This window comes from Enterococcus diestrammenae (assembly GCF_049384045.1).
Classification (GTDB): Bacteria; Bacillota; Bacilli; order Lactobacillales; family Enterococcaceae; genus Enterococcus_C; species Enterococcus_C diestrammenae.
In genome coordinates, this window is sequence record NZ_JBMRGR010000002.1 from 164,102 (window position 1) to 185,716 (window position 21,615).

The window sequence follows — 21,615 nt, forward strand, 5'->3', positions numbered from 1 at the left end:
TAGCGTGTCATTTGCTACTTCGCTTTTTCTTATTGATGAAGGGGTTAATTAACAATGCTGACCGGTGTGTTGTACGGCATATTGTTATAAAACCAGATGGCATCGGCTACTGCCAGACGGATACAGCCGTGGGATGCCCGATAGCCAAGTTTCATGGCTTCTGGATGGTAGTAAGAACCAATCCGACCTGGTCCAGTCGTACAAACGGTGTGGAAGAGATAGACACCATGACCATGGAAGGAGCGATAGTAGGCTGCACCACCACTAGGACCCCAGAACCAAGCCCCTTTTTCTGCTTGGATGCGGAAGTTGCCAGTTGGCGTCGGGGATCCAGGTAAGCCAGTGGAACACAGCATTGTATAAATATTTTTAGAACCTGAGCGAATATAGACCCGCTGTTTGCTAATCGATACTTTGATGTTCAAATTGCTGACATTTAGGGAAGGGAAGTTCCCACCGGTGGCATACAAGTAATAGCTATCTTGAACACTGTATGTTTGATTAGCTTTAATCCAGCCTAATCCAGTACCAGATCCAGGTAAAGTAGCATAGTAGTAAGTCCCATCTGAGGTTTTAGCAATTTTCGTTACTCGCACCATTTTTTTGTAGATGTAAGACTTTGGTCCTTTTTTAGTGCTTCCGGGATCAGCCTTGCTGTAGAAATACCCACTGTTGGAGTTGACGATTTGGTAAAGATTGGTATTGACGGTGGAGTAGATGGTATAAGGCGAGCTAGTAGCGGTCGCATTCACATAACCGATCCAAGTATTGCCAGAATAAAGGGAGTAATAAAGCCTACCGTTGAAATGCCGGTACTGGCCGGTTACTCGATATTGTTTTTGGTAAAGTTTTGTTGTAGTGGTTTTGACTTGTTTAAAAGAAAGATCACGCCAAATGCTGTAGTTCTTCTTACTAATCTTCCGTGTGAGGTTGGCTTTTTGCCAAATCCCGCCAGCATTTTTTGCCACCGTCGCACCCTGTGCATTCATATACCCCAACCATTTGCCTGCGGAATTGTACAAACTGTAGTAAGTACTTCCGTTTATGTGGTAGTAGGCGCCCTTGGCGAGATACGTGTACTGGGCTTTTGGTGAGCTAGTCGACTTTTTATTGAAGGTAAAGCTGGTCCAAGTTGGATAGTTTTGCTTGTTGATGGTGACATATTTATTGAATTTTTGGTAAGTTCCTTGGCGGTTTTTTGTGGTGGCAACACCCTTTTCATTGATGTAGCCAAGCCATTTGCCACCGGAATAGAGGGAATAGTACACCGAGCCATTAAAGTGGCGGTATTTACCTTTGATTTGCACCGTTTTAGTTTTGAAACTGTTGCTGGTCCCTTTTTTACTCGTAAAGGTGAGATTGCCCCACAGGGTGTAGCTGCCGCCTTTTTTATTGGCATAGAGGGCTTCTTTGTACCAAATGCCTCCCTGATTCTTAGCAACGGTGACTGCGCTTGCGTTAAGGTAGCCAACCCAAGATCCAGAATTTGTGCGAAGGGAATAGTAAGTCCCACCATTAAAATGTTCATATTTGCCATCAGTGACTAGCGTTTGGTGGTAATAATTTTTTGTTGGGACTTTGTTGCGCCAAGCAAAGTCTTTCCAGATACTGTAGTTATTTTTGGTGATGGAAACGTATTTTTTATAGTTTTGTTTGATTCCTTGGGGGTTTTTGGTAAATGTTCCAGCGGTACTCACCAGTAAGCCAAGGTCTTTTTTAGCGGCGTTTTGTAACTGATAATAGGTTTTGCCATTGAGATGTTTGTATTTACTAATGATTTTCAGAGTTTCACCAGCGTAGGCATCACTTTTGCCTTTGGTGGTGGTCAAATCGGTGGTGGCAAAGAAATTTTGTCCTTTTTTAAGGTTGGCTAGGTAGCCATTGGCAGCTTGCTTTAAGCCAATCGGTTTTGTCGAGGTATTACTAGTATTTTTCAGGACATAACCCAATTGTCGGTTGTTATTGTCAACTAAGTGATAGTAGACTTTACCAGCGGTTGTTTTAAGTTCACCAGTAATTTTATAAGTATTTCCAAGCATTTTGCTAGCTGAAAGGGTGTTTGTTAGCGCTTCGTTTTTAAAATAGGTGCTTTTATTATTTGTTATCGTGTAATATAATGTTTTGTTGGCTTTGGTAAAAGTGGCGCTAATCGTTAGTCCGCTACTTTTTACATAGCTCGTGATGGTGCCTTGTTTTATTTGATAAAAGAGCCCCGCTGATGTTTCAAGCTTTTGTGTTACCTCTACAAAGCCACTGATGGTCGTAGCTGTTGTTGTCAGTGTTGTTTGATCTGTCAACTGATAGCATATTTGTTGGCCGTCAAGATTTCCGTACTGCTGTAAGGTTGTGGTATGGTCAACAGTAATCCTATTAGCTAAAGGAGCCACTTGTTTTTTTGCTGGTGGGGCAGGAGCGTGCGTGGACAGTGATGGCGTACTTGAAGAGGTGGTATCTTCAGTACTTTCAGTGACGGATTCACTGGTCTCATCAGTGGAACTTTCACTAGTGGTTGTTTCTGAGACTTCAGTAGTCGTGGAAGTTTGTTCCGGGGGGCTACTGGTTTCACTGGAAGTTTCCGAAGCGCTACTTATCTCTGATTCGGTTACTGAGACTTCAGTCGTTTCACTGCTAGTTTTGTCAGAACTAGGCTGGGAATCGGTTTGAGTTCCTGATGATTCCTCAGTATCAAGAAGAGTGGTGCTAGTCATATCAGTCGCTTTTGAAACACTCCCCACAGTTTCAGCAGCTTGTGCCATCGGTGCGGTAACCAAAGCAACGACGGCGGCGATTAAGCTAAGATTCTTTTTCCAAGACAACTTTTTCATAGGCTTCTCCTTCTTTTCTGTATTTTCAATTAGAATTATAACATTAGTTCTAGACGTTTGACGATTAAAAGGAATTTTTATTCAAGGGATTTTTATCACTGAAGTAAGAGGCTAAAAAGTTGATGTAACCAGCAAATGTAGATTTTTTAGAAGGAGATGACAATTGTATTTTTCGAAAAAAGGGGCTTTTTCTTCAAAAAAGCAAAAAAGTTTTTTGAATCAATATTTTGAATATGATAATAAATCATGTATAATAAGATGAGAAAAAATAAAAGTGGGGATTAACGAATGAAACAACTGAAAAAAATGGGGTTGTTGCTGTGCGCATCACTGGTGGTGAGCGCTATGCCAGTCAATGCCTTGGCACAAGAAGACACTGCTGAGACATCTGATGCATCGGCAAGCCTGATTCAATCGACTTTGACAACAGAAAACTCCGTGACTCAAAGTAGTGTCAATCAATCTGAGACATCAGAAAGCAGTAGCAGTCAGGAAAAAACGGTAGCTAGCACGACTGAAACTATCGCAAGTAGTGAGACGAGTACTACTGATACAATAGCTTCATCGAGTAGTATTGAAACCAACGCTACGGAGACGTCAAGTACCATTTTCTCTGAAAGTACTGAGGCGGTAAGCTCTGAATCTACTGCTACAGAAACAACTACAACCAGTGAACCGCAAGCTGAAACTCAGTCATCAGCATCCCAGGTTGCTGCCTTGACGGCAAGTTTGACTCAAGAAGTCATGGCTGCCAGCGATGTCTTTCCTTACTTGCGTCAGCGTTCAGACTTGGAAAGTAATCCAATCACTGGAAAAACAACCGAAACAAAGGCTCGAGCCGCGGCACCTGGAGTAAAAGCCGATGATGTTGTAGCGATTCAAGCACAAGCTGCGACTAGCCGGATGACCAATATTTATCCAGATTCTAATAGTAATACGCCGACCATGGACTTTGTGGATATTTCTTCCCACAATGGCAATATCAGTGTAGCTCAGTATAAGACCTTGAAAAAATATGGGGTAAAAGCGGTCGTTGTGAAACTAACAGAATTTACGACGTATCGAAACCCTTATGCAAAAAGTCAAATCAACAATGCCAAGGCGGCTGGTTTAGTGGTACATGCTTATCACTATAGTTGGTTTACTTCCACTGCCAAAGCTAAAGCGGAAGCCCAATACTTTGCGAAATATGCGGATGAGTTAAACCTAGGTTCCGATGCAATCATGTTCAACGACATTGAAGATCAATATTTATATGATACCAATACCAACCACAACGCAAACTCTTTGGCTTTTGTCAACGAGCTAAAACGCCTCGGTTACAAAAATGGCCAACATTATATCGGTCGTTGGTGGGTCAACGCAGGTAAACTAAGCCCTTCACAATTGGGTTATCAAAATTGTTGGATTGCCGAATACCCCGTACCAACTGTCAAAGAACAACGCAATACCAGTTACGGTGCTTGGCAATGGACCTCACAAGTTTATTTCCCAGGTATCAGCTTTCCTTTTGATATGTCCTCTGATTATGCCAAAAAAGTAACGCAACCATACGGCCCCCAAGGAAAGTACATCAGCCTGAAGAAGTACTTTACCATTACAAAGAAGAACCAAAAAATATATAGTAGTTTTAATTGGAAAGTTAAAAGTAATAGTAATGATCACTTGAATAAAGTTTACTATGCTAAAGGCAAATACAAACACATTAATGGAATAACCTACCTAAGTCTTTACGATAATAAAAATCAATGGGTTGGTTATATTCCTTCTTCGGCAGGTACGTTAACTGACAGTGCCGGAGGAAAATGGAGTAGTTATAAAAAATATGTGAAACTTACTGGAACCAAAGATTTATATAATACTAGTTTTACTGATGCTATCCGAAATAAAGCAAGTAAATTTAAAAATCAGAAATTATTAGTAACGGGACAATACCATCATTTTAATGGTAAAACATACTACTCGGTGTATGATATTGATGGTAAAGTTTGGTTGGGCTACATTGAAAAAGTTGGCGTGAAATTAGTTGGTGATCAAGGACCGTATCGTAAGTACGGCCATTATGTGACCATTACCGGCAAAAATAACACAATTTGGTCAAGTTTTAGTTGGAAGAAAAAAATTGCTACTTCTAGCGTTTTAGGTAAAACGTATAAGGCAAAAGGCTTGTATAGACACCTGAATGGAAGTACCTATTATTCTCTATATGATCACAATGGTACATGGATTGGCTATATAAATGCCAATGGTGGGTATCAGACAACTAGTCCTGGTGGGAAGTGGTCAAGCTTCAAGCAAAATATTAAAGTAACTGGTACCAAGAATATTTATGGTAAGGATTTTACTAAAACCATTAAACATAAAGCTAGCCAATATAAAGGCAAGACTGTGAAAGTCACAGGTAAATACCAGCATTACAATGGCAAAACTTACTATTCTCTATATGATCCAATTACTAATAAATGGCTCGGATATATTGAAAAAGCTGGTACTAAAAAAGCTAAAGATCAAGGTGCCTATATCAAATTTGGTCGTAACTTCAAAATTACTAGTAAAAACTACAATATATGGAGTAGTTTTAACTGGGTGAAGCGATATTCTTCGAGAGGGCTTTATAAGAAAACTTACTATGCTAAAGGCCAATACAAACATATCAATGGAAGTACCTACTATTCCTTGTACGATAACCATGGCAAATGGGTGGGGTATATCAATGCGCGAGCAGGAAAGCTTGTGTAATTGCTAACGTCCCACAACAATAAACGGCGAAAGTGTCAAAAAAACACCTTCTTAGGTTTTCAGAAAACTTACGAAATCGAAATCTGACTTTTACTCCTTCTGACTTTCGTGTATAATGGTACAAGCCAGTATACAGAAGTTAGGAGGAGTTGTTTTGTCAAAACAACATCCAGAAGAGGAGTCTTTCAAAGAGAAGATTATGAAATCTTTGAATAATCCTGAGAATAGACCGACCTCTTCGGAAAGCAAACCTGCGACAGCTACCCCAAGGCGTGAAGGAGCTTCTAAGCAATCCCAAACCACGGTGGGGACCCGCAGACAAGCTCAATCGAGTACCGCGAAGCAAGTAAAATCGCAAGCGACAAGCCCACAGAAAAAGACGGCTGCAGCCAAAACAAAAAGCTCGCCGAAAAGTGCTGCAAAAGCACAAACGGCAAAGGCTACAACACCGGTGCAACGAACAAGTAATGGGCCTAAAAATGAAAAAAAGCAGGAAGAATATATGAGAAAAAAATCTCGTGAGAAAGAAAATCGGGTAGTCAATAAAATCGTGACGATTGTGGTGATCACCCTATTGTTTGTCGGGGGGATTTTAGGCTTCTCAGTTTACCGCTATATTTCTTCAGGGTTGAAACCCTTGGATACCGGAAAAAGCGCGAAAATAGCAGTGGAAATTCCTAGTGGTTCCTCCAATAAAACCATTGGGGAAATTCTAGAAAAAGAGAATATCATCAAAAGCGGCATGATTTTTAACTACTATACGAAGTTTAACAATTTGACAGGATTTCAAGCAGGAAACTATAATTTCTCCCCAAGCATGACGCTAGATGAAATCAGTAAAGTCCTACAGGGAGGGACTGGGACAGGAACAGCCGATGTCAAGTTGACGATTCCTGAAGGTTACACTATCGATCAGATTGGCGATGCCATCGAGAAAAATCTGAAAATCAAGAAAGAAGAGTTCCTTGATTTGATGAAAGATGAGGACTTCTTTAACGATTTGCTGAAGGAATATCCGAATCTATTGGAGTCTGCTTCAAAAGCAGAAGGGGTTCGCTATCGTTTGGAAGGGTATCTCTTCCCAGCCACTTATGATTTCTATAAAGGGACGGATCTAAAAGCGTTTGTCACTCAGATGGTCGCAAAATCAGATGCTGTGATGACGCCCTACTACCAAGAAATTAAAGACAAATCCTTAAGTGTCCAAGAAGTCTTGACATTGGCTTCCTTAGTTGAAAAAGAAGGAAATAACGAAAATGATCGTCGTAAGATTGCTCAAGTCTTCTTTAATCGCTTGGCTGCCCCGATGCCATTGCAATCGGATATTTCGATTCTTTACGCGTTGGATACCCACAAAGAACTGGTTACATTAGAAGATACCCAAGTGGATTCTCCTTATAACCTTTACGTCAATCAAGGCTATGGGCCAGGACCATTTGATAACCCAAGTGAACAAGCTATCAAGGCCGTACTGAACCCGCAAGCCAACAACTACTATTACTTTGTTGCTGATCTGAAGACAGGACAGGTCTACTATGCGGAAACCTTTGAAGAACACCAAGCATTGGTGGATCAATATGTTAATGGTACAGGTGACGAGAACAGCGAGTCTGAGGGAGAATAAAAGTTCCAAAAGTAATTTACATTTATGATAAAGCATGGTAATCTTTTGAGTGTTATTTCCGACATGAGAACGCAATCACTAAGAAGCGGTTAGAGATGTCTTGGTGGTGTCGGAAACTAGCGCAAAAGATTACCTTTTGCGCATCTAATCAATGAACAATGATTAAGTACGCTTTGCTATTGGCTATTTCCTAGACAAAATCAATTGTTTGATACAACCTTTTTCGAAAGGGTGCCGAAAATAGCAGGAAGCGGATCAATATTGAAGGAGATTTTGAACAATGGTAGAAAAAGTATATCCAATGACTGCAGCCGGAAAAGAAAAACTGGAGCAGGAACTAGAAGAATTAAAAACTGTCAAACGTGGTGAAATCATCGAGCGGATTAAGATTGCTCGTGGCTTCGGCGATCTTTCTGAAAACTCCGAGTACGAATCAGCAAAAGACGAACAAGCCTTTGTTGAAGGGCGGATCACCACTTTAGAAAATATGATTCGTTTTGCTCAAATCATTGATAATGATGGGGTCGATGCTGATGAAGTTTCCATCGGTAAAACAGTGACTTTCAAAGAATTGCCTGATGAGGAAGAAGAAGAGTACACCATCGTTGGTAGTGCAGAATCAGATCCTTTTTCAGGAAAAATTTCCAATGATTCTCCAATCGCCCAAGCTTTAATTGGCAAACGGGTGGGAGATGAAGTAACGATTGCTACTCCTGGTGGCGACATGCAAGTGAAAATTGTCAAAGTTGAACAAAACTAGTCATTTCTAGAGCTAGCTATTTAGGATTCAAACTAATAAGTCCTTGGTTATTTAGGGACTTATAGGGTGAATCCTATTTTTAAGCTTTAAAAGCAAACAAATCAGGACTTATGAAAGAAAAGTTGCCTTGATGCTTTACTTTTTAGGTAATTTCATTCTTAAGTCTGATAGTAATTTGGCTTTTTTCAGTTATGATAGAAATAGAAATCTGTGTCTTAGATTCAAACGAAGAGATGACTTTCTGCTTCGTATCAAGTTTTGGAGGTGGCCTTTATGAAAAGTCCTTGGCGCTTCTTTTTCATCGTGGAGGCTTTATTATTACTCTATGCAGTCTGGCAAATTATCACGAGCCCTCAGCTTTTGATCTTGCTACTGTTTGGGGCTTTGTGTATTTACTTAGGCTTAAAGAAAAACAAGGGGAAAAGCAGTTTTTGGTTTGTAGTGGGAGGCTTATGTATCTTCATAAGTCTCGTTTCCAGTCCCGCGCTGTGGATTATGTTAGTCTTTGGCATCATCTTTGTTGGGTTAAAGGGAGTGGAAGTCTCCGGGATTGACCCTTCAAAAAATGCTTTTTGGAACAAGAAAAAAATGGTGATGGTGGATGCCCAGGAACCGGATGCCCATAGTGGGACCAAAGTGAAACAACCCCTGTTTGGGAATGAACGTATTGGCAACCAGGTGTATGAATGGGATGATATCAATATTAATATGGTTTCTGGTGATACCATCATCGACTTGGGCAATACTATTTTGCCCAAACGGGATAATGTCGTGGTTTTACGAAAAGGCTTTGGGCGTACGCGGGTATTGGTGCCTTCCGGTGTCGGTATTATGATTGAACATGCCACGTTTGCCGGTGATTTGGTCTTCGAGGGCCAACAGGCGACATTGCGGAATGAATCTGTCAAAATGTTTAGTGAAGACTATGATGAGAATCAACGTCGAATCAAATTAATCACGAATACCTTGTTAGGGGATGTCGAGGTGATTCGCGTATGATCGCTCGAGTTTCCAAAGGGATGCTGGCTTTTTATGTGGGCATCACGACTTTTCTGACTTTGATTTTAGTCTTGTTTTCCTTTCTCCATGCTTATCACATTGCCCATTGGTGGAAAGTGTTAGTGGAGACGCGGGTCTTTTTTATCCCGTTGCTTTTCTATATTTTGGTCATAGCGACTGGTTTCGGATTTTTAGCTTATTTGCTTATTTTATTGTTTCGTAAGAGGATTTACGGTGATATTGAAGAAAAGCTGCGTCTTTTAGCAGCTGGCAATTATGAAAGCCCCTTGATTCAAGAGGAGATACCTCATTCCAAAGAAAACCATTATGTAGAAACCATCGATAAAGATATTCGGGAATGCGCCCGTAAAATGCAGGAAATGTCTGGCGAATTGCAGTTGCTTAATAGTCGCCCGCAATTGGTAGATGGTCAAACGAAAGAAGAAATTTTGGAAGTCGAACGTCATCGTTTGGCTCGTGAACTCCATGACTCTGTATCCCAACAGTTATTTGCTGCGATGATGATGTTATCGGCCATCAATGAAAAGGCTAAAAAAGACCATCTTCCTGAAACCCAACAAAAACAGTTGGCTATGGTAACGGATATTATCAATGCGTCACAATCCGAAATGCGGGCGTTGTTGTTGCATTTACGACCAATTAGTTTGGAAGGCAAGAGTTTACGCCAAGGGATCGAGCAGTTACTAAAAGAACTACAGTCAAAAATTAAAATCGATTTGAAATGGGACGCAGAAGATGTTTCCCTACCCACGGGGATTGAAGACCAATTGTTTCGGGTGGTTCAAGAGTTATTGTCCAATACGTTACGTCATGCCAAAGCTAAAGAGTTGGAGGTTTACCTCCATAAAATCGATCAAAATGTGTTATTGCGAGTGATTGATGATGGGGTAGGATTTGATACTAGCCAACAAAAGGCCGGTAGCTACGGCTTGATGAATATTCGCGAACGAATTGCTGGCATTGGTGGTACGTTGAAGATTATTAGTTTTAAAGGGCAAGGTACCAGTATTGAAATCAAAGTACCAGTGGTTAACCAGCCTAATGCCTTTGATGATGGAAACTAAGGCGATTTTACTTGTTAAGATTTGGTATATGAAACTGATAGATGGAGGGAAACACAAATGATTCGGGTATTGCTTGTTGACGACCATGAGATGGTACGCTTGGGGGTTTCGTCATATTTATCCATTCAAGATGACATTGAAGTGATTGGTGAGGCGGAGAATGGCAAAATTGGCTATCAAAAGGCCTTGGCTTTACGGCCAGATGTTATTTTGATGGATTTGGTGATGGAAGAGATGGATGGCATCGAGTCCACTAAGTTGATTTTAAAAGATTGGCCTGAAGCGAAAATTTTGATCGTCACTAGCTTTATCGATGATGAAAAAGTCTATCCGGCGATTGAAGCCGGGGCTGCGGGGTACTTATTAAAAACCTCCACCGCTCATGAAATCGCCGATGCCATCCGTGCCACCCAACGCGGAGAACGAGTATTGGAACCAGAAGTGACTACTAAGATGATGGATAAGCTGACAGGACGCCATCAGATTTTGCATGATGATTTGACCAACCGGGAGTTGGAAATATTGATGTTGATTGCGCAAGGGATGAGTAATCAAGAAATTGCTGATGAACTCTATATCACCTTAAAAACGGTGAAAACCCATGTTTCCAATATCTTATCAAAATTAGAAGTAGAAGACCGGACCCAAGCGGCGATTTATGCCTTTAAGCATGGGTTGATGAAGTAAGAAAATAGACCTCGTCATTAGTCTTTTGGCGGGGTCTTTGCTATACTGAAAACATCATGATGCGTTGTGACCGTTTAGCATTCCCAAGAAGTGAAGGTCCAACAAAAGGAGTCAATTATGAAGCAGAATTATGCAATTATTGGGTTAGGGCGTTTTGGTGGTAGCATTTGTCGCACCTTAATCGAATCTGGACAGGAAGTACTCGCTATTGATAGCAATGAAGATCGGGTCAATGAGTATATGAACATTGCTACTCATGCAGTGGTAGGAAATGCGCAAGATGAAATGACCTTGAAATCTTTAGGGATCCGTAACTTTGACCATGTGATTGTGGCTATTGGAGAGGACATCCAAGCTTCAATCTTAGTTACTTTGATGGTTAAAGAGATGGGCGTACCCAACGTCTTAGCGAAGGCCCAAAATGAATACCATGCTCGGGTGCTAGAAAAGATTGGTGCTGATCGGGTAGTTCATCCCGAACGCGATATGGGTATCCGAATTGCCCACAATTTAGTTTCCAAAAATATTTTAGATTATGTCGAATTGTCCGCCGACTATTCTTTGGCTGAAATCCGTGTCTCCAATCCCAAATTTTTTGATAAGACCTTGTTGGAACTCAATTTTCGCCAACGATTTGGCTTGACGGTAGCGGCTATCCGTCGCGTAGATGGTAGCGTTGTGGTTTCACCTACTGCCGATGAGATTGTCCAAAGAAACGACAATTTGTTGGTGATTGGGGCAACCGAAGATGTCGACATGTTAGACAATAAAATGAATGACTAGGAGGTCTTGCAAAATGAAGATAACTATTACACCAAAAGCCTTGGCTTGGTTTAAAGAAGAGTTAGAAGTTCCAGCAGGCCATGGGGTACGATTTTTCGGAAAAGTTTATGGTAAAACCCAAGTTCATGATGGTTTTTCGGTAGGAATGAGTGTTGAAGTTCCCGAAAAACCGATCGCAAGCACAACAGTAGAAGGCCTGCTCTTTTTTGCAGATGAAGCCGATGAATGGTTTTTTAAAGGCTATGATTTGCTAGTCGATTACGATGATAAATTAGGGGAACCAAAATACGGTTTTACTGAGGAATAGCCATGTTACCGGGAGTTGTAGACTTCCGGTTTTTTGTAGTCTTGCTCTACTCGTAGCCAGGAATCTTTGAGCAAATCTCAAGACCAAGATATGGTATAATTTGGTTATTGGAGGCTGAAGTGTCATGCTATCGATTATTGTTCCTTGTTACAACGAAGAAGAAACCCTGCCATTGTTTGTTAAGGCGGTCAATCAAGTGAACCAGCAGATGGGGGAAACCTTAGAATATATATTCGTCAATGATGGTTCCAAAGATGGGACTTTATCCGTGATCAAAGACTTGTATCACCAACAGCCAGAAGCGGTGCGTTTTATTTCTTTTTCTCGTAATTTTGGTAAAGAAGCCGCACTCTATGCCGGATTACAAGCTGCTAAAGGGGAGTTTGTGACGGTGATGGATGCTGATTTACAGGATCCACCTGAGTTGCTCCCAGAAATGCTAAGGTTGATTAGAGAAGAAGCCTATGACTGCATCGGCACACGACGGATAGACCGGGAAGGAGAGCCGGTTATTCGGAGTTTTTTTGCAAAGTCTTTTTACCGTCTGGTGAATCGGATTGGGCAGACTGAAATGGTGGATGGTGCTCGAGATTTTCGTTTGATGACGCGGCAGATGGTGGATGCAGTCTTAGAATTGACTGAGTACAATCGCTTTTCAAAAGGGATTTTTAGCTGGGTGGGTTTTGACACCAAGTATTTAGCTTATGAAAATCGGGAACGAGTGGCAGGAGAAACATCCTGGTCTTTTTGGAGTCTTTTTAAATACTCGATCGATGGTATTGTGAATTTCTCAGAAGCTCCTCTAAACATCGCCTCGGTGATTGGGGGCATCTCTTGTCTAGGTTCATTAGTGGCTTTGGTGTTTATCGTCATCCGCGCGTTAGTTTTTGGTGATCCGACTTCGGGGTGGCCTTCGCTAGTCTCGATTTTACTGTTTGTCAGCGGCTTACAACTTCTTTGTGTAGGTATTATCGGGAAATATATCGGTAAAATTTTCTTAGAGACGAAACGACGCCCGGTCTATTTAGTAAAAGAAACGGAAGCGGATCTAGTTGCTAAAGAAACGGACGCTTCGTTCTAATTATCATAAAAGGCGCAATCCCTCACACGGGGATTGCGCCTTTTGAAATTGTTGTAAAGATAGTTAGTAGCCGTCCCTCAACGAGACTTGGTTGAGGGCGAGTTGGCCGTCGGTGACAAATTGTTGGAGGTTGTCTAAAAAAATCTCCATAAAGACTTTTTGGAAATGGGGTACAACCCCAGATACATGGGGAGTGATCACACAGTTAGCCAAAGACCAGAGGGGATGGTGGGCAGGAAGCGGCTCTTCTTCAAAAACATCTAATATTGCTTGGCGAATCACACCAGTTTGCAACGCGGTGACTAATGCGGAAGTGACCACGCTTGGTCCCCGGCCAACATTGATAAAGGCCCCGCTCTTTTTCATTTGCTGGAAAAAAGCTTCGTCGTACAAATGATAGGTTTGCTTCGTCAGCGGTAGAATGTTGATGATGTAATCTGCAGTGGGCACCACTTGTTGCAATTGTTGGAGGGAATATGTTTGGCTAAAGCCAGCCACCGGGTGACCATCCGTGTTGATACCGATGGGATCAACTCCAAAATATTGCAAAAGACGGGCCAATTGTTGACCAATATGTCCGGTACCAACAATGACAATCTCTTGTTCTCCGAGGTAACGAAAATCAATCGTCTCAGCGTCCCATCTGTGTTGGCGTTGGTTTACTACTGCCTGGGTGAAGCCTCGAGTGTCCATCAACAACGCAGCTAGTACGTGTTCTGAGATTGCTTGGGCATGGATCCCACTAGCATTAGAAAGCTGGATGTTTTGATTCGCAAACGTATTTAATGGCAGCGTATCGACTCCTGCTGATAAGGCTTGGACCCAGCAGAGGTGATGGTTTTCTGCTAATAGTGGCTTTTCCCATTCAGAGGACCAGCCAATCGTCAGGATAACTTGTGACCAGTCCAGATTTTGGGTATCCGTGACAAATTGGTAATCAGGGGCGATGGCATGGATTTTTTCGCGAAATTCTTGACGAAAATCGTGTTCTGATAAGATGATAGCAGACATAAGGAGGGCTCCTTTCCTATTATTGGCAAGTTGCGATTGATTAGCAAGCTACATTAAGTGTAACAGAGGATACCAAAAAAGACATTTTCCCAGTTTTAGGAAAATGCCTTTGTCAAACAATCGGAAGAGATTGTTTCAGTCACTTGCTTGGTTATACCTGCGATTCTCGTTTTGGTAGACCTTTGGCAGCTTGGTTGTAGATAAATAAGCTGGCTAAGATGATAAAAAATGAAGTATCAAAACTTAAGCTGAAAAAGCTGACAAGTGCTGCGAGAATTACCGGTAAGGTGGCAGAGAAGATGAGTATTTTGAGATTCTCTAAAAAGCCAACCTGCAGTCTGCGTATCCCTGACAGAATGGAAGCACCAATACACGCTATCAAGATGGTTGTTACTAAGTTGATAAAAGCCGGATACAAGGAAACCAAAACAATCAGCAGTATTAGCCACCAAGGAATGGTCTTTTCTGATAGATATTCCCGGAGATGGTTGCCGTTTAACTGAGTTAGGCCTTGCGCATAGGGAAATTCCAAATGATTACTGCCCAAAAGTGAAGTGGTAATCCCAGAAGTAGGTAAAGCAATGACGATTTCATCTGGTAACAAACCAACACTGATAAAATTACCAAGCAAATCGCCGGTGATGTCATCAGGGGAACGCTTGCCGGCAGGATCAAAAGTGAAGATGATTGAATCCGTCTGGTAAATGAACCCCTCTGAATCGCCAGTGGGAGCCAGTTTGCCCTCCTCAATTGTAAAGTCAGGAATTTTTTCGGCAATTTCTTGTCCGTCAGCTTTGAGATCGTTAAACAGGGACAACACATGGCCCGTGATCGGAATGGCTAGAATGAAACTAAGAAAGATGAGGTAAACCAAGGCTTTCCCAAAACCTATGAAACGAGCATTTTTTAGTTCTTTGAAACGATACAGGGAAGCGGTAAATAACTCACGCATCTTCATGGAAAAACTCCTTTTCGGTGGAAAAATTGATTGTTAGCAATTTCATTACTGTTTATTCTAGTCGAGGCTATCGGGAATTACAACCGCTTTAGCAAAGAATCCCCGAAGAAATCGGACCTTTTCTGTAATTATTAGTAGAAAATATTAATGATAAAATCAAGGAGAATAAAAGTCTACTAAAATGTCTTTGTGGCTGGTAAAATCAATGCTAGGCATATCTTTTGAACTCCTGGACCTTCTCTGATAGTGTTTACATTGTAAGATAAAATAATACAATTTTTTGGAGGGGTTTACCATGACGTACACTTTACCAGATTTGCCTTATGCCTACGACGCATTGGAGCCTTACATTGATGTGGAAACGATGCATTTGCACCACGATAAACATCATAACACTTATGTGACAAACTTAAATGCAGCAATTGAAAAACATCCTGAGTTAGGAGAAAAATCTGTAGAAGACCTGATTGCAGATATGGATCAAATTCCCGAAGATATCCGTACCGCTGTCCGTAACAATGGTGGTGGACACGCAAACCACAGCTTCTTCTGGGAAATCATGGCACCAAATGCTGGGGGAGAACCTACTGGCGGGATCAAGACAGCCATTGATGAAGCATTTGGTTCATTTGCTGATATGAAAGCTGAATTCAAGATCGCAGCCACCGGTCGTTTTGGTTCTGGTTGGGCTTGGCTGGTAGTTGATGGGGGTAAATTAGCCATTACTTCTACTGGAAATCAAGATTCACCATTAATGGAAGGCAAGACGCCGATTATCGGTTTGGATGTTTGGGAACATGCTTACTATTTGAAATACAAAAATGTGCGCCCAGATTATATTGATGCTTTCTGGAACTTAGTCAATTGGGACAAAGTCAATGAACTCTTTGAAAATAGCAAATAGTTAAAGTAAAATAAGATGGAGAAGAACAGTCGTTTTTCTTCATCTTTTTTTGTGGAGTTGATGGATATGTTAATACGGACAGCAGTGCAGACTCACGATGAAATCAGTGACTTATTTCCCGTTGTCGAAGAAATCTGGCGGGAAGTCTTTACCCCCATGATTGGCCCTGAGCAAGTGGATTATATGCTGATCCACTATCAATCGATACCTGTGATTGAAAAAGAAATTGCCGCAGGGGCTCATTACTTTGGGTTAAGGTGGCAGGGGGAGTTGGTCGGGTATACGGCGTATGAATTAAAAGATGACCGCATTTTATACATTAGCAAACTGTATATCAAACAAGCTTATCGGGGAAAAGGTTTGATGGCGGAAATTTTTAATTGGTATGATGATTTGGCGCAGACTTGGCAACGAAAGCAGCAATTAAGAGTCAATCAAGCCAACCAAAATGCTCTTGCGGTCTATCAGCACCGAGGGTTTACGATTGTAAAAGAACAGCGAGTGGCTATCGGGGAGGGTTTTGTGATGACGGATTATATTTTGGAAAAATAGTTTGTCATCGCTTCCATTATTCGTTATAATTAATTTACCGATTCGCAATCGGTCATTAATTTTTTGGAGGCTACACAAGACATGGAACAAGGAAAAGTGAAATGGTTTAACAACGAAAAAGGGTTTGGCTTTATCACAACTGAAGGCGGGGATGATGTATTCGTACATTTCTCAGCAATCCAAGGTGACGGTTTCAAATCCCTTGAAGAAGGTCAAGACGTAGAATTCACAATCGTTGAAGGTGAACGTGGACCACAAGCTGCAGAAGTGACAAAATTATAATCACTGATTGATGAGCAGTTCCTACAAGCCTTGCTAAAACAAGGCTTGTAGGTTTTTTATGTTTCCAAAAAAGTTGCAAGGGTCATTTATATCAACGAAAATAGCCTGATGGTGTAAGCTGACGAGAGTAAGAGGTGCTCAGCTCTAGTTAATCCCCTGGTATCCGGCTATTTATCCTTGAGAAAGTGAGTCATTTCAGGCGCTTGAAGTGTAACAGATATGTTTCATTCATGTTAAAGTTGTGTAATAAAAGGATTTCGCCGTTGCTGAATGTTGCTGGTTGTGGCAAAATTTATTCGTTATTCAGAAATTTTTTCACAAAATAAATAGATGAGGTGTCCAATGCGTACATGGCAAAAAATCATCATTGGGATCATGGGTGTCATAACTTTCGTGGTTACCGCAGTTACAGCTTATGGTATTAAAGCTTATTACGATACGAGTCGAACCTTTAATACGATCGTTGAAAAAGTTGACCGGAAAACAACGAAAAGACAGACGGTGGTCAATATTGACGCTCAAGAACCATTTTCAATTATGTTGTTAGGGATTGATACTGGAGCGATGGGCCGGACAGAGCAAGGTCGCTCAGATACGATGATGGTAGTGACTGTGAATCCTCAAAAGAAGCAGTCGACTATTGTTAGTTTAGACCGGGACATTTACACGAAAATTGTTGGTCATGATACCATGGATAAACTAAATCATGCATATGCTTTTGGTGGCGTGGAAATGGCGATGGATTCGGTGGAAAATTTACTAGACATCCCTATCGATCATTACGTGACGATTAATATGCAAGGTTTAAGTGATTTGATCGATGCGGTAGGCGGAATTGATGTTCATAACAAATATCATTTCGAGTTAGATGGTGTAGAGTTACAAGCTGACACAGATTACCATTTGGATGGAACAAAGGGTTTGTCCTATGCACGTTACCGGAAGTATGATGAAACTACCGGTATGGGGGATCCTGACGGGGATATTGGTCGCCAAAAACGGCAACGGGAAGTCATTGAAAAAATCGTAAAAAAAGTACTATCCTTAGACAGTGTGACCAATTATCAAAAAATCTTGAAGGCTGTGGAAAAGAACACCAAGACAGATTTAGTTTGGGCAGATATGCTAGATATCGCTAACCACTATCGTAATGCGCTTAGTAAGATTAAGCAGCTACAGTTACAAGGAGAAGGCGACATGTACAACGGCATCTACTATCAATTTTTGGGTATGGATAGCCTGTTGGACGTGCAGAATACTTTGAAGGAACAATTGGGTATTCAACCAAGTGAAACCTTGCCACAACAAGATCAATACACTGATGGTTATGCCGATTATCGCTTCTATAATGATTCTGATAGCGAAACCGATCCTAGCGTGACCGAGGGAGAGACCCTGCAAGCTAATGGTGGTGATACTAGCGGGTATACTGAAACCGACGATTATGAAGAGGGAACCGCTAGCCAGGATGCCGGTTATACGGAGGATGCTGGTTACGAGGATGATGCCGGCTATACGGAAGAAGCTGGGTATACAGGTGATGCGGGATACGCCGAAGATCCTGGGTATACCGATGATAATGGTTCTGACAATACTGTCGAAACCAATCCAGCAGCGGGTTATTACGACGATACCAATGCTGGCTATGAAGAGGATTATACTGAAACATATTAACTTAAAGCTCTGAAAACAATCCTTAATTGTTTTCAGAGCTTTTTTATAGATAAAGAACTTATAAAAAATTAAGCTCCAAAAAGCTTGATATATCAGTAATTAAGTGGCCTATCATACCGATATTTTGATATCTGAAAAAGGTGAAATTTAGCTCCGTAGGAATTGGGTTGACGGTAGCTAGACCGGCAAAAGCTAAACGAAAAATCTGTTTGTCTTTGCTAGTTCATCTTAACGGTGTCTGTTTAGATGAACTGTATGCGCAGACGCACCTTTAGCTTTGCCTTGCGCATTCAAACTTAGAGTAAGTGGTGCAAGCACCACAACTCTAAGTAATTCATTACGCATCTTTAGAGCTACTGTCAATCCAATTCTACTCTGCTAAATCTCACCTTTTTCACGGTATATCTGCTACCTTACAAGAAAACAATTTGCTGGATTTATGAAGCAAAAGGAATAAATTGATTATCGATAAAACAGGGCGCACTTGCTGGAGGAGAATGCTTCGGGTAGTAGTGTTAAGGATGTCCGAAGGCTAAAGGAGCATATCACATACAGTTCACCTAAGCAAAAATCGCTAAGGTGAGCTAGCAAAATGACAACGGTTCTTTAGTTGGCATTTACCAGTCCCACTACCATCCGAAGCATCCTCCGGAAGCAAGTCCCGCCGACTTTCTTATATGAAACATGGGAGGGGATTGCTAGAGGAGAATCTCTTGGTAAACGACGGTATCTTGATCCTTAGGCTAAGACAAAAGCATAGTTCTCCACAGCAGGTTTTCCACAATTGCCTCTTATTTTTTAGTTGTTTCACAGATGATTAGAAAATAAAAGAATGAAAACTTGATTTTATCGATAAATGCGTAATAAAAATGAGGAGTCTCATGAAACCTGTGAAACATTATTTGCTAAAAGATTAAAGGATTTCTTTAGTTCGGTTTTTTTACTGCCATCAATGAGGTTTTTTGGTAGAATAAGACGGATAGAACAATTGTCTGGAAGGATTTGGAACATGAAAAAAAGCAAAAGTAACTTTTGGCAAAAACTAGGAAATACAAGTGAACCGAAACCATCAGGTGGTGGGCGTCGTTCGCATATTCCTTTTCGGTTGAACTTTTTATTTTTCATTATTTTTGGCTTGTTTATTGCCTTAATCATTCAGTTGGGCTATTTGCAAATTGTTAATGGCAAAAATATTACGAAGCAGCTTGAGGAATATTCGGTAGTAAAAGTCGCGGGTTCGAGTCCTCGTGGGGTGATTTATGATGCCACGGGTAAACCGTTAGTCGAAAATGAAGCGAATTCAGCAATTACATTTACACGAGGCAGTCGGATGACTGCTGATGATTTGCGTACGTTAGCCGAAAAACTTAATCAATTGATTGAGGTATCGATTCCTGATAAATTGAAAGACGCAGAGTTAGGCAAGCGGGATAAAATTGACTATTGGCTGGCGGATAAAGACAATTTCCAAAAAGCCTATAAACGTTTGACAGACAAAGAGCAAGCAATCATCAAAGCCGACAGCTCCAAAGAATATGAGTTAGTGGTTGCAAAAGTTAAAGAGGATGAAATTGCTTTTTCAGATGAAGAATTGCAAGCAACTGCGATTTTTACTACCATGAATAGCGCGACGGCCTTAAACACCGTCTTTATCAAAAATCGTGACGTAAGCGATGAAGAGTTAGCCATCGTAGCCGAACGCGCCTCTGAATTGCCGGGGATCTCCACGGGGACAGATTGGTCTCGTAAGTATGCAGAAGAAAATGGTTCCATTCGTAGTATCTTGGGGACGGTTTCCGCCACCGGGCTCCAAAAAGAAGACGCTGAAGAGTATCTAGCAAAAGGCTATGCTCGTAACGATCGGGTAGGAACGAGTTATTTAGAAAAGCAATACGAAGAGGTCTTGCAAGGTACCAAGTCCCAATCGGAAATTACCCTTGACCGCAACGGCAATATTTCCTCGCAAAAACAAGTTTTTGAAGGGGAAAAAGGGGATAATCTGAAGATGACCATCAACAGTGAGTTCCAGAAAAAAGTGGAAGAAATCGTCAAACGCAATTACCAAGTGTTGATTGATAATGGGAAAGCCGCCGTTTCACCTGGGGTTTACGCAGTTGCTATGAACCCGAATACTGGTGGTGTATTAGCCATGGTGGGGTATTCCCACGAAAAAGATTCGAAAAAATTACAAGAACATGCCTTGGGGACCATTACTTCTTCTTTTGTACCTGGGTCTGTCGTCAAAGCAGGTACGCTGGCAGCTGGCTGGCAAAATGGCGCTTTGAAGGGCAATGAAACCTTGTATGATCAGCCTCTTTACATCAAAGGGACACCAGTGAAAGCTTCTATTTACAATAAAAAAGGAGAAGCCAATCGGGATTTAGATGCCCGGAAAGCTCTGGAAATTTCTTCCAACTCCTATATGGTACAAGTTGTTTTGAAGATGATGGGCTTAAATTATTCCCAAGATATGGAAATCATGGGTGTGGCAAAACAGGGACCTTTGTACAATGAGCTGCGAAATGCGATGGCGGAATTTGGCTTAGGCGTTAAAACCGGTATCGATTTACCAAATGAAGCAAGTGGGATTCAAACGCCAGTCCGCAATCTTGATCCAGTAGAAGACGGGGGGAAAATTCTCGATATTTCTTTTGGGCAGTTTGATACCTATACGCCGATGCAGCTGGCACAATATGTCTCCACCATCGCCAATGGCGGCAAGAAAATCCAACCTCACGTGGTTAGTGGGATTTACGGTAATGATGCAGAAGGTAATATCGGCTCATTGGTGAAAAAAATTGAACCGACTGTCTTAGATACCGTGGATTTATCGACGGAACAAATGGCAATTATTCGTGGCGGATTTTACGATGCTGTCCATGGCACAGATATTTTTGCTACAGCGACCAAGTTAAAAACAGCCAAAATGGATTTAGCGGCTAAGACCGGTACTGCCGAAACAAGTGCCTATGGGGAAACCACTATCAATAGTAATATTGTGGCATACGGACCAGTTGAAAACCCTGAAATTGCGATTAGCGTAGTCTTACCATTCCTATCAGGCGAGGACCAACACATCAACTCCGATATTGCCAAAGAAATCATGGATGCTTATTATGATTTGTTTATGGCTGATCGTTAAGTAATCCCAAATAGACGACTGAACTCAGAGGTGGGTTCAGTCGTTTTTATCTTTGTGACACTTTGTAAAAAATTCAAAAAGACAAGTAAAATTTTCGCTTAGTTAGCGAGTCAGTTTAGCTTGTCTTTTTTAGTGTGAACTTGACGTCCGTCGAGACTACGATGCTTTATCGAACGCTATCTAAGCTGTTTGAGTTGTGATA

At 41.4% G+C, this 21,615-nt stretch carries 17 protein-coding genes; 14 read left to right on the plus strand and 3 right to left on the minus strand.

Annotation, left to right across the window (positions count from 1 at the left end; translation table 11 throughout):
* Positions 1-44: 44 nt before the first annotated feature.
* A complete protein-coding gene (locus ACO03U_RS02310; protein WP_204685174.1) occupies positions 45-2,825 on the minus strand; it encodes a L,D-transpeptidase family protein in 2,781 nt (926 codons plus the stop codon).
* Between the two features lie 288 nt (positions 2,826-3,113).
* Between ACO03U_RS02310 and ACO03U_RS02315 the strand changes: the two genes are divergently transcribed.
* The 9 genes from ACO03U_RS02315 to ACO03U_RS02355 all read left to right on the plus strand — a co-directional run bounded on the left by ACO03U_RS02315 (position 3,114) and on the right by ACO03U_RS02355 (position 12,890).
* Positions 3,114-5,564 (plus strand): GH25 family lysozyme, encoded by a 2,451-nt coding sequence (locus ACO03U_RS02315; protein WP_204685175.1) that lies wholly within the window; start codon positions 3,114-3,116, stop codon positions 5,562-5,564.
* 199 nt (positions 5,565-5,763) lie between these two features.
* Positions 5,764-7,188, plus strand: coding sequence for an endolytic transglycosylase MltG (mltG, locus tag ACO03U_RS02320; protein WP_204685328.1), 1,425 nt, complete (start codon positions 5,764-5,766; stop codon positions 7,186-7,188).
* A gap of 280 nt (positions 7,189-7,468) precedes the next feature.
* Positions 7,469-7,948 carry a transcription elongation factor GreA gene (gene greA, locus ACO03U_RS02325; protein ID WP_161868462.1) on the plus strand — a complete coding sequence of 160 codons (480 nt, stop codon included), beginning with the start codon at positions 7,469-7,471 and terminating at the stop codon, positions 7,946-7,948.
* Positions 7,949-8,221: 273 nt separating this feature from the next.
* Complete coding sequence (gene liaF / locus ACO03U_RS02330; protein ID WP_204685177.1) at positions 8,222-8,947, plus strand: cell wall-active antibiotics response protein LiaF; 726 nt, start codon at positions 8,222-8,224, stop codon at positions 8,945-8,947.
* Positions 8,944-10,032: a sensor histidine kinase gene (locus ACO03U_RS02335; protein WP_161868464.1), complete on the plus strand. Its 1,089-nt coding sequence runs from the start codon at positions 8,944-8,946 to the stop codon at positions 10,030-10,032. The genes liaF and ACO03U_RS02335 overlap by 4 nt, the downstream gene beginning before the upstream one ends.
* Positions 10,033-10,089: 57 nt before the next feature.
* Positions 10,090-10,719 (plus strand): response regulator transcription factor, encoded by a 630-nt coding sequence (locus ACO03U_RS02340; protein WP_161868465.1) that lies wholly within the window; start codon positions 10,090-10,092, stop codon positions 10,717-10,719.
* Between the two features lie 117 nt (positions 10,720-10,836).
* The gene (locus tag ACO03U_RS02345) at positions 10,837-11,502 is read left to right on the plus strand and encodes a potassium channel family protein (protein ID WP_161868466.1); all 666 of its coding nucleotides are present in this window, start codon (positions 10,837-10,839) and stop codon (positions 11,500-11,502) included.
* Positions 11,503-11,515: 13 nt separating this feature from the next.
* The gene (locus tag ACO03U_RS02350) at positions 11,516-11,809 is read left to right on the plus strand and encodes a HesB/YadR/YfhF family protein (protein ID WP_204685179.1); all 294 of its coding nucleotides are present in this window, start codon (positions 11,516-11,518) and stop codon (positions 11,807-11,809) included.
* Positions 11,810-11,933: 124 nt separating this feature from the next.
* Positions 11,934-12,890, plus strand: a complete 957-nt coding sequence (locus ACO03U_RS02355; RefSeq protein WP_204685181.1) for a glycosyltransferase family 2 protein — start codon at positions 11,934-11,936, stop codon at positions 12,888-12,890.
* A gap of 63 nt (positions 12,891-12,953) precedes the next feature.
* On the opposite strand, the gene ACO03U_RS02360 is transcribed toward ACO03U_RS02355, so the two are convergent.
* The gene (locus ACO03U_RS02360) at positions 12,954-13,901 is read right to left on the minus strand and encodes a phosphoglycerate dehydrogenase (protein WP_204685183.1); all 948 of its coding nucleotides are present in this window, start codon (positions 13,899-13,901) and stop codon (positions 12,954-12,956) included.
* Positions 13,902-14,052: 151 nt separating this feature from the next.
* Positions 14,053-14,859 (minus strand): DUF1189 domain-containing protein, encoded by an 807-nt coding sequence (locus ACO03U_RS02365; protein ID WP_204685185.1) that lies wholly within the window; start codon positions 14,857-14,859, stop codon positions 14,053-14,055.
* A 295-nt stretch (positions 14,860-15,154) separates the two neighbouring features.
* Here ACO03U_RS02365 and ACO03U_RS02370 point away from each other — a divergent pair, with 295 nt between their 5' ends.
* From ACO03U_RS02370 to ACO03U_RS02390, 5 genes are all read left to right on the plus strand, one after another.
* Complete coding sequence (locus ACO03U_RS02370) at positions 15,155-15,763, plus strand: superoxide dismutase (RefSeq protein WP_204685187.1); 609 nt, start codon at positions 15,155-15,157, stop codon at positions 15,761-15,763.
* A 66-nt stretch (positions 15,764-15,829) separates the two neighbouring features.
* Entirely contained in the window at positions 15,830-16,315 is a 486-nt protein-coding gene (locus tag ACO03U_RS02375; protein ID WP_204685188.1) for a GNAT family N-acetyltransferase, read from the plus strand.
* Positions 16,316-16,396: 81 nt separating this feature from the next.
* Entirely contained in the window at positions 16,397-16,597 is a 201-nt protein-coding gene (locus ACO03U_RS02380) for a cold-shock protein (protein ID WP_161868472.1), read from the plus strand.
* A gap of 342 nt (positions 16,598-16,939) precedes the next feature.
* The gene (locus ACO03U_RS02385; RefSeq protein WP_204685189.1) at positions 16,940-18,271 is read left to right on the plus strand and encodes an LCP family glycopolymer transferase; all 1,332 of its coding nucleotides are present in this window, start codon (positions 16,940-16,942) and stop codon (positions 18,269-18,271) included.
* A gap of 1,009 nt (positions 18,272-19,280) precedes the next feature.
* Positions 19,281-21,413 (plus strand): penicillin-binding transpeptidase domain-containing protein, encoded by a 2,133-nt coding sequence (locus tag ACO03U_RS02390; protein ID WP_204685190.1) that lies wholly within the window; start codon positions 19,281-19,283, stop codon positions 21,411-21,413.
* Positions 21,414-21,615: the final 202 nt, after the last annotated feature.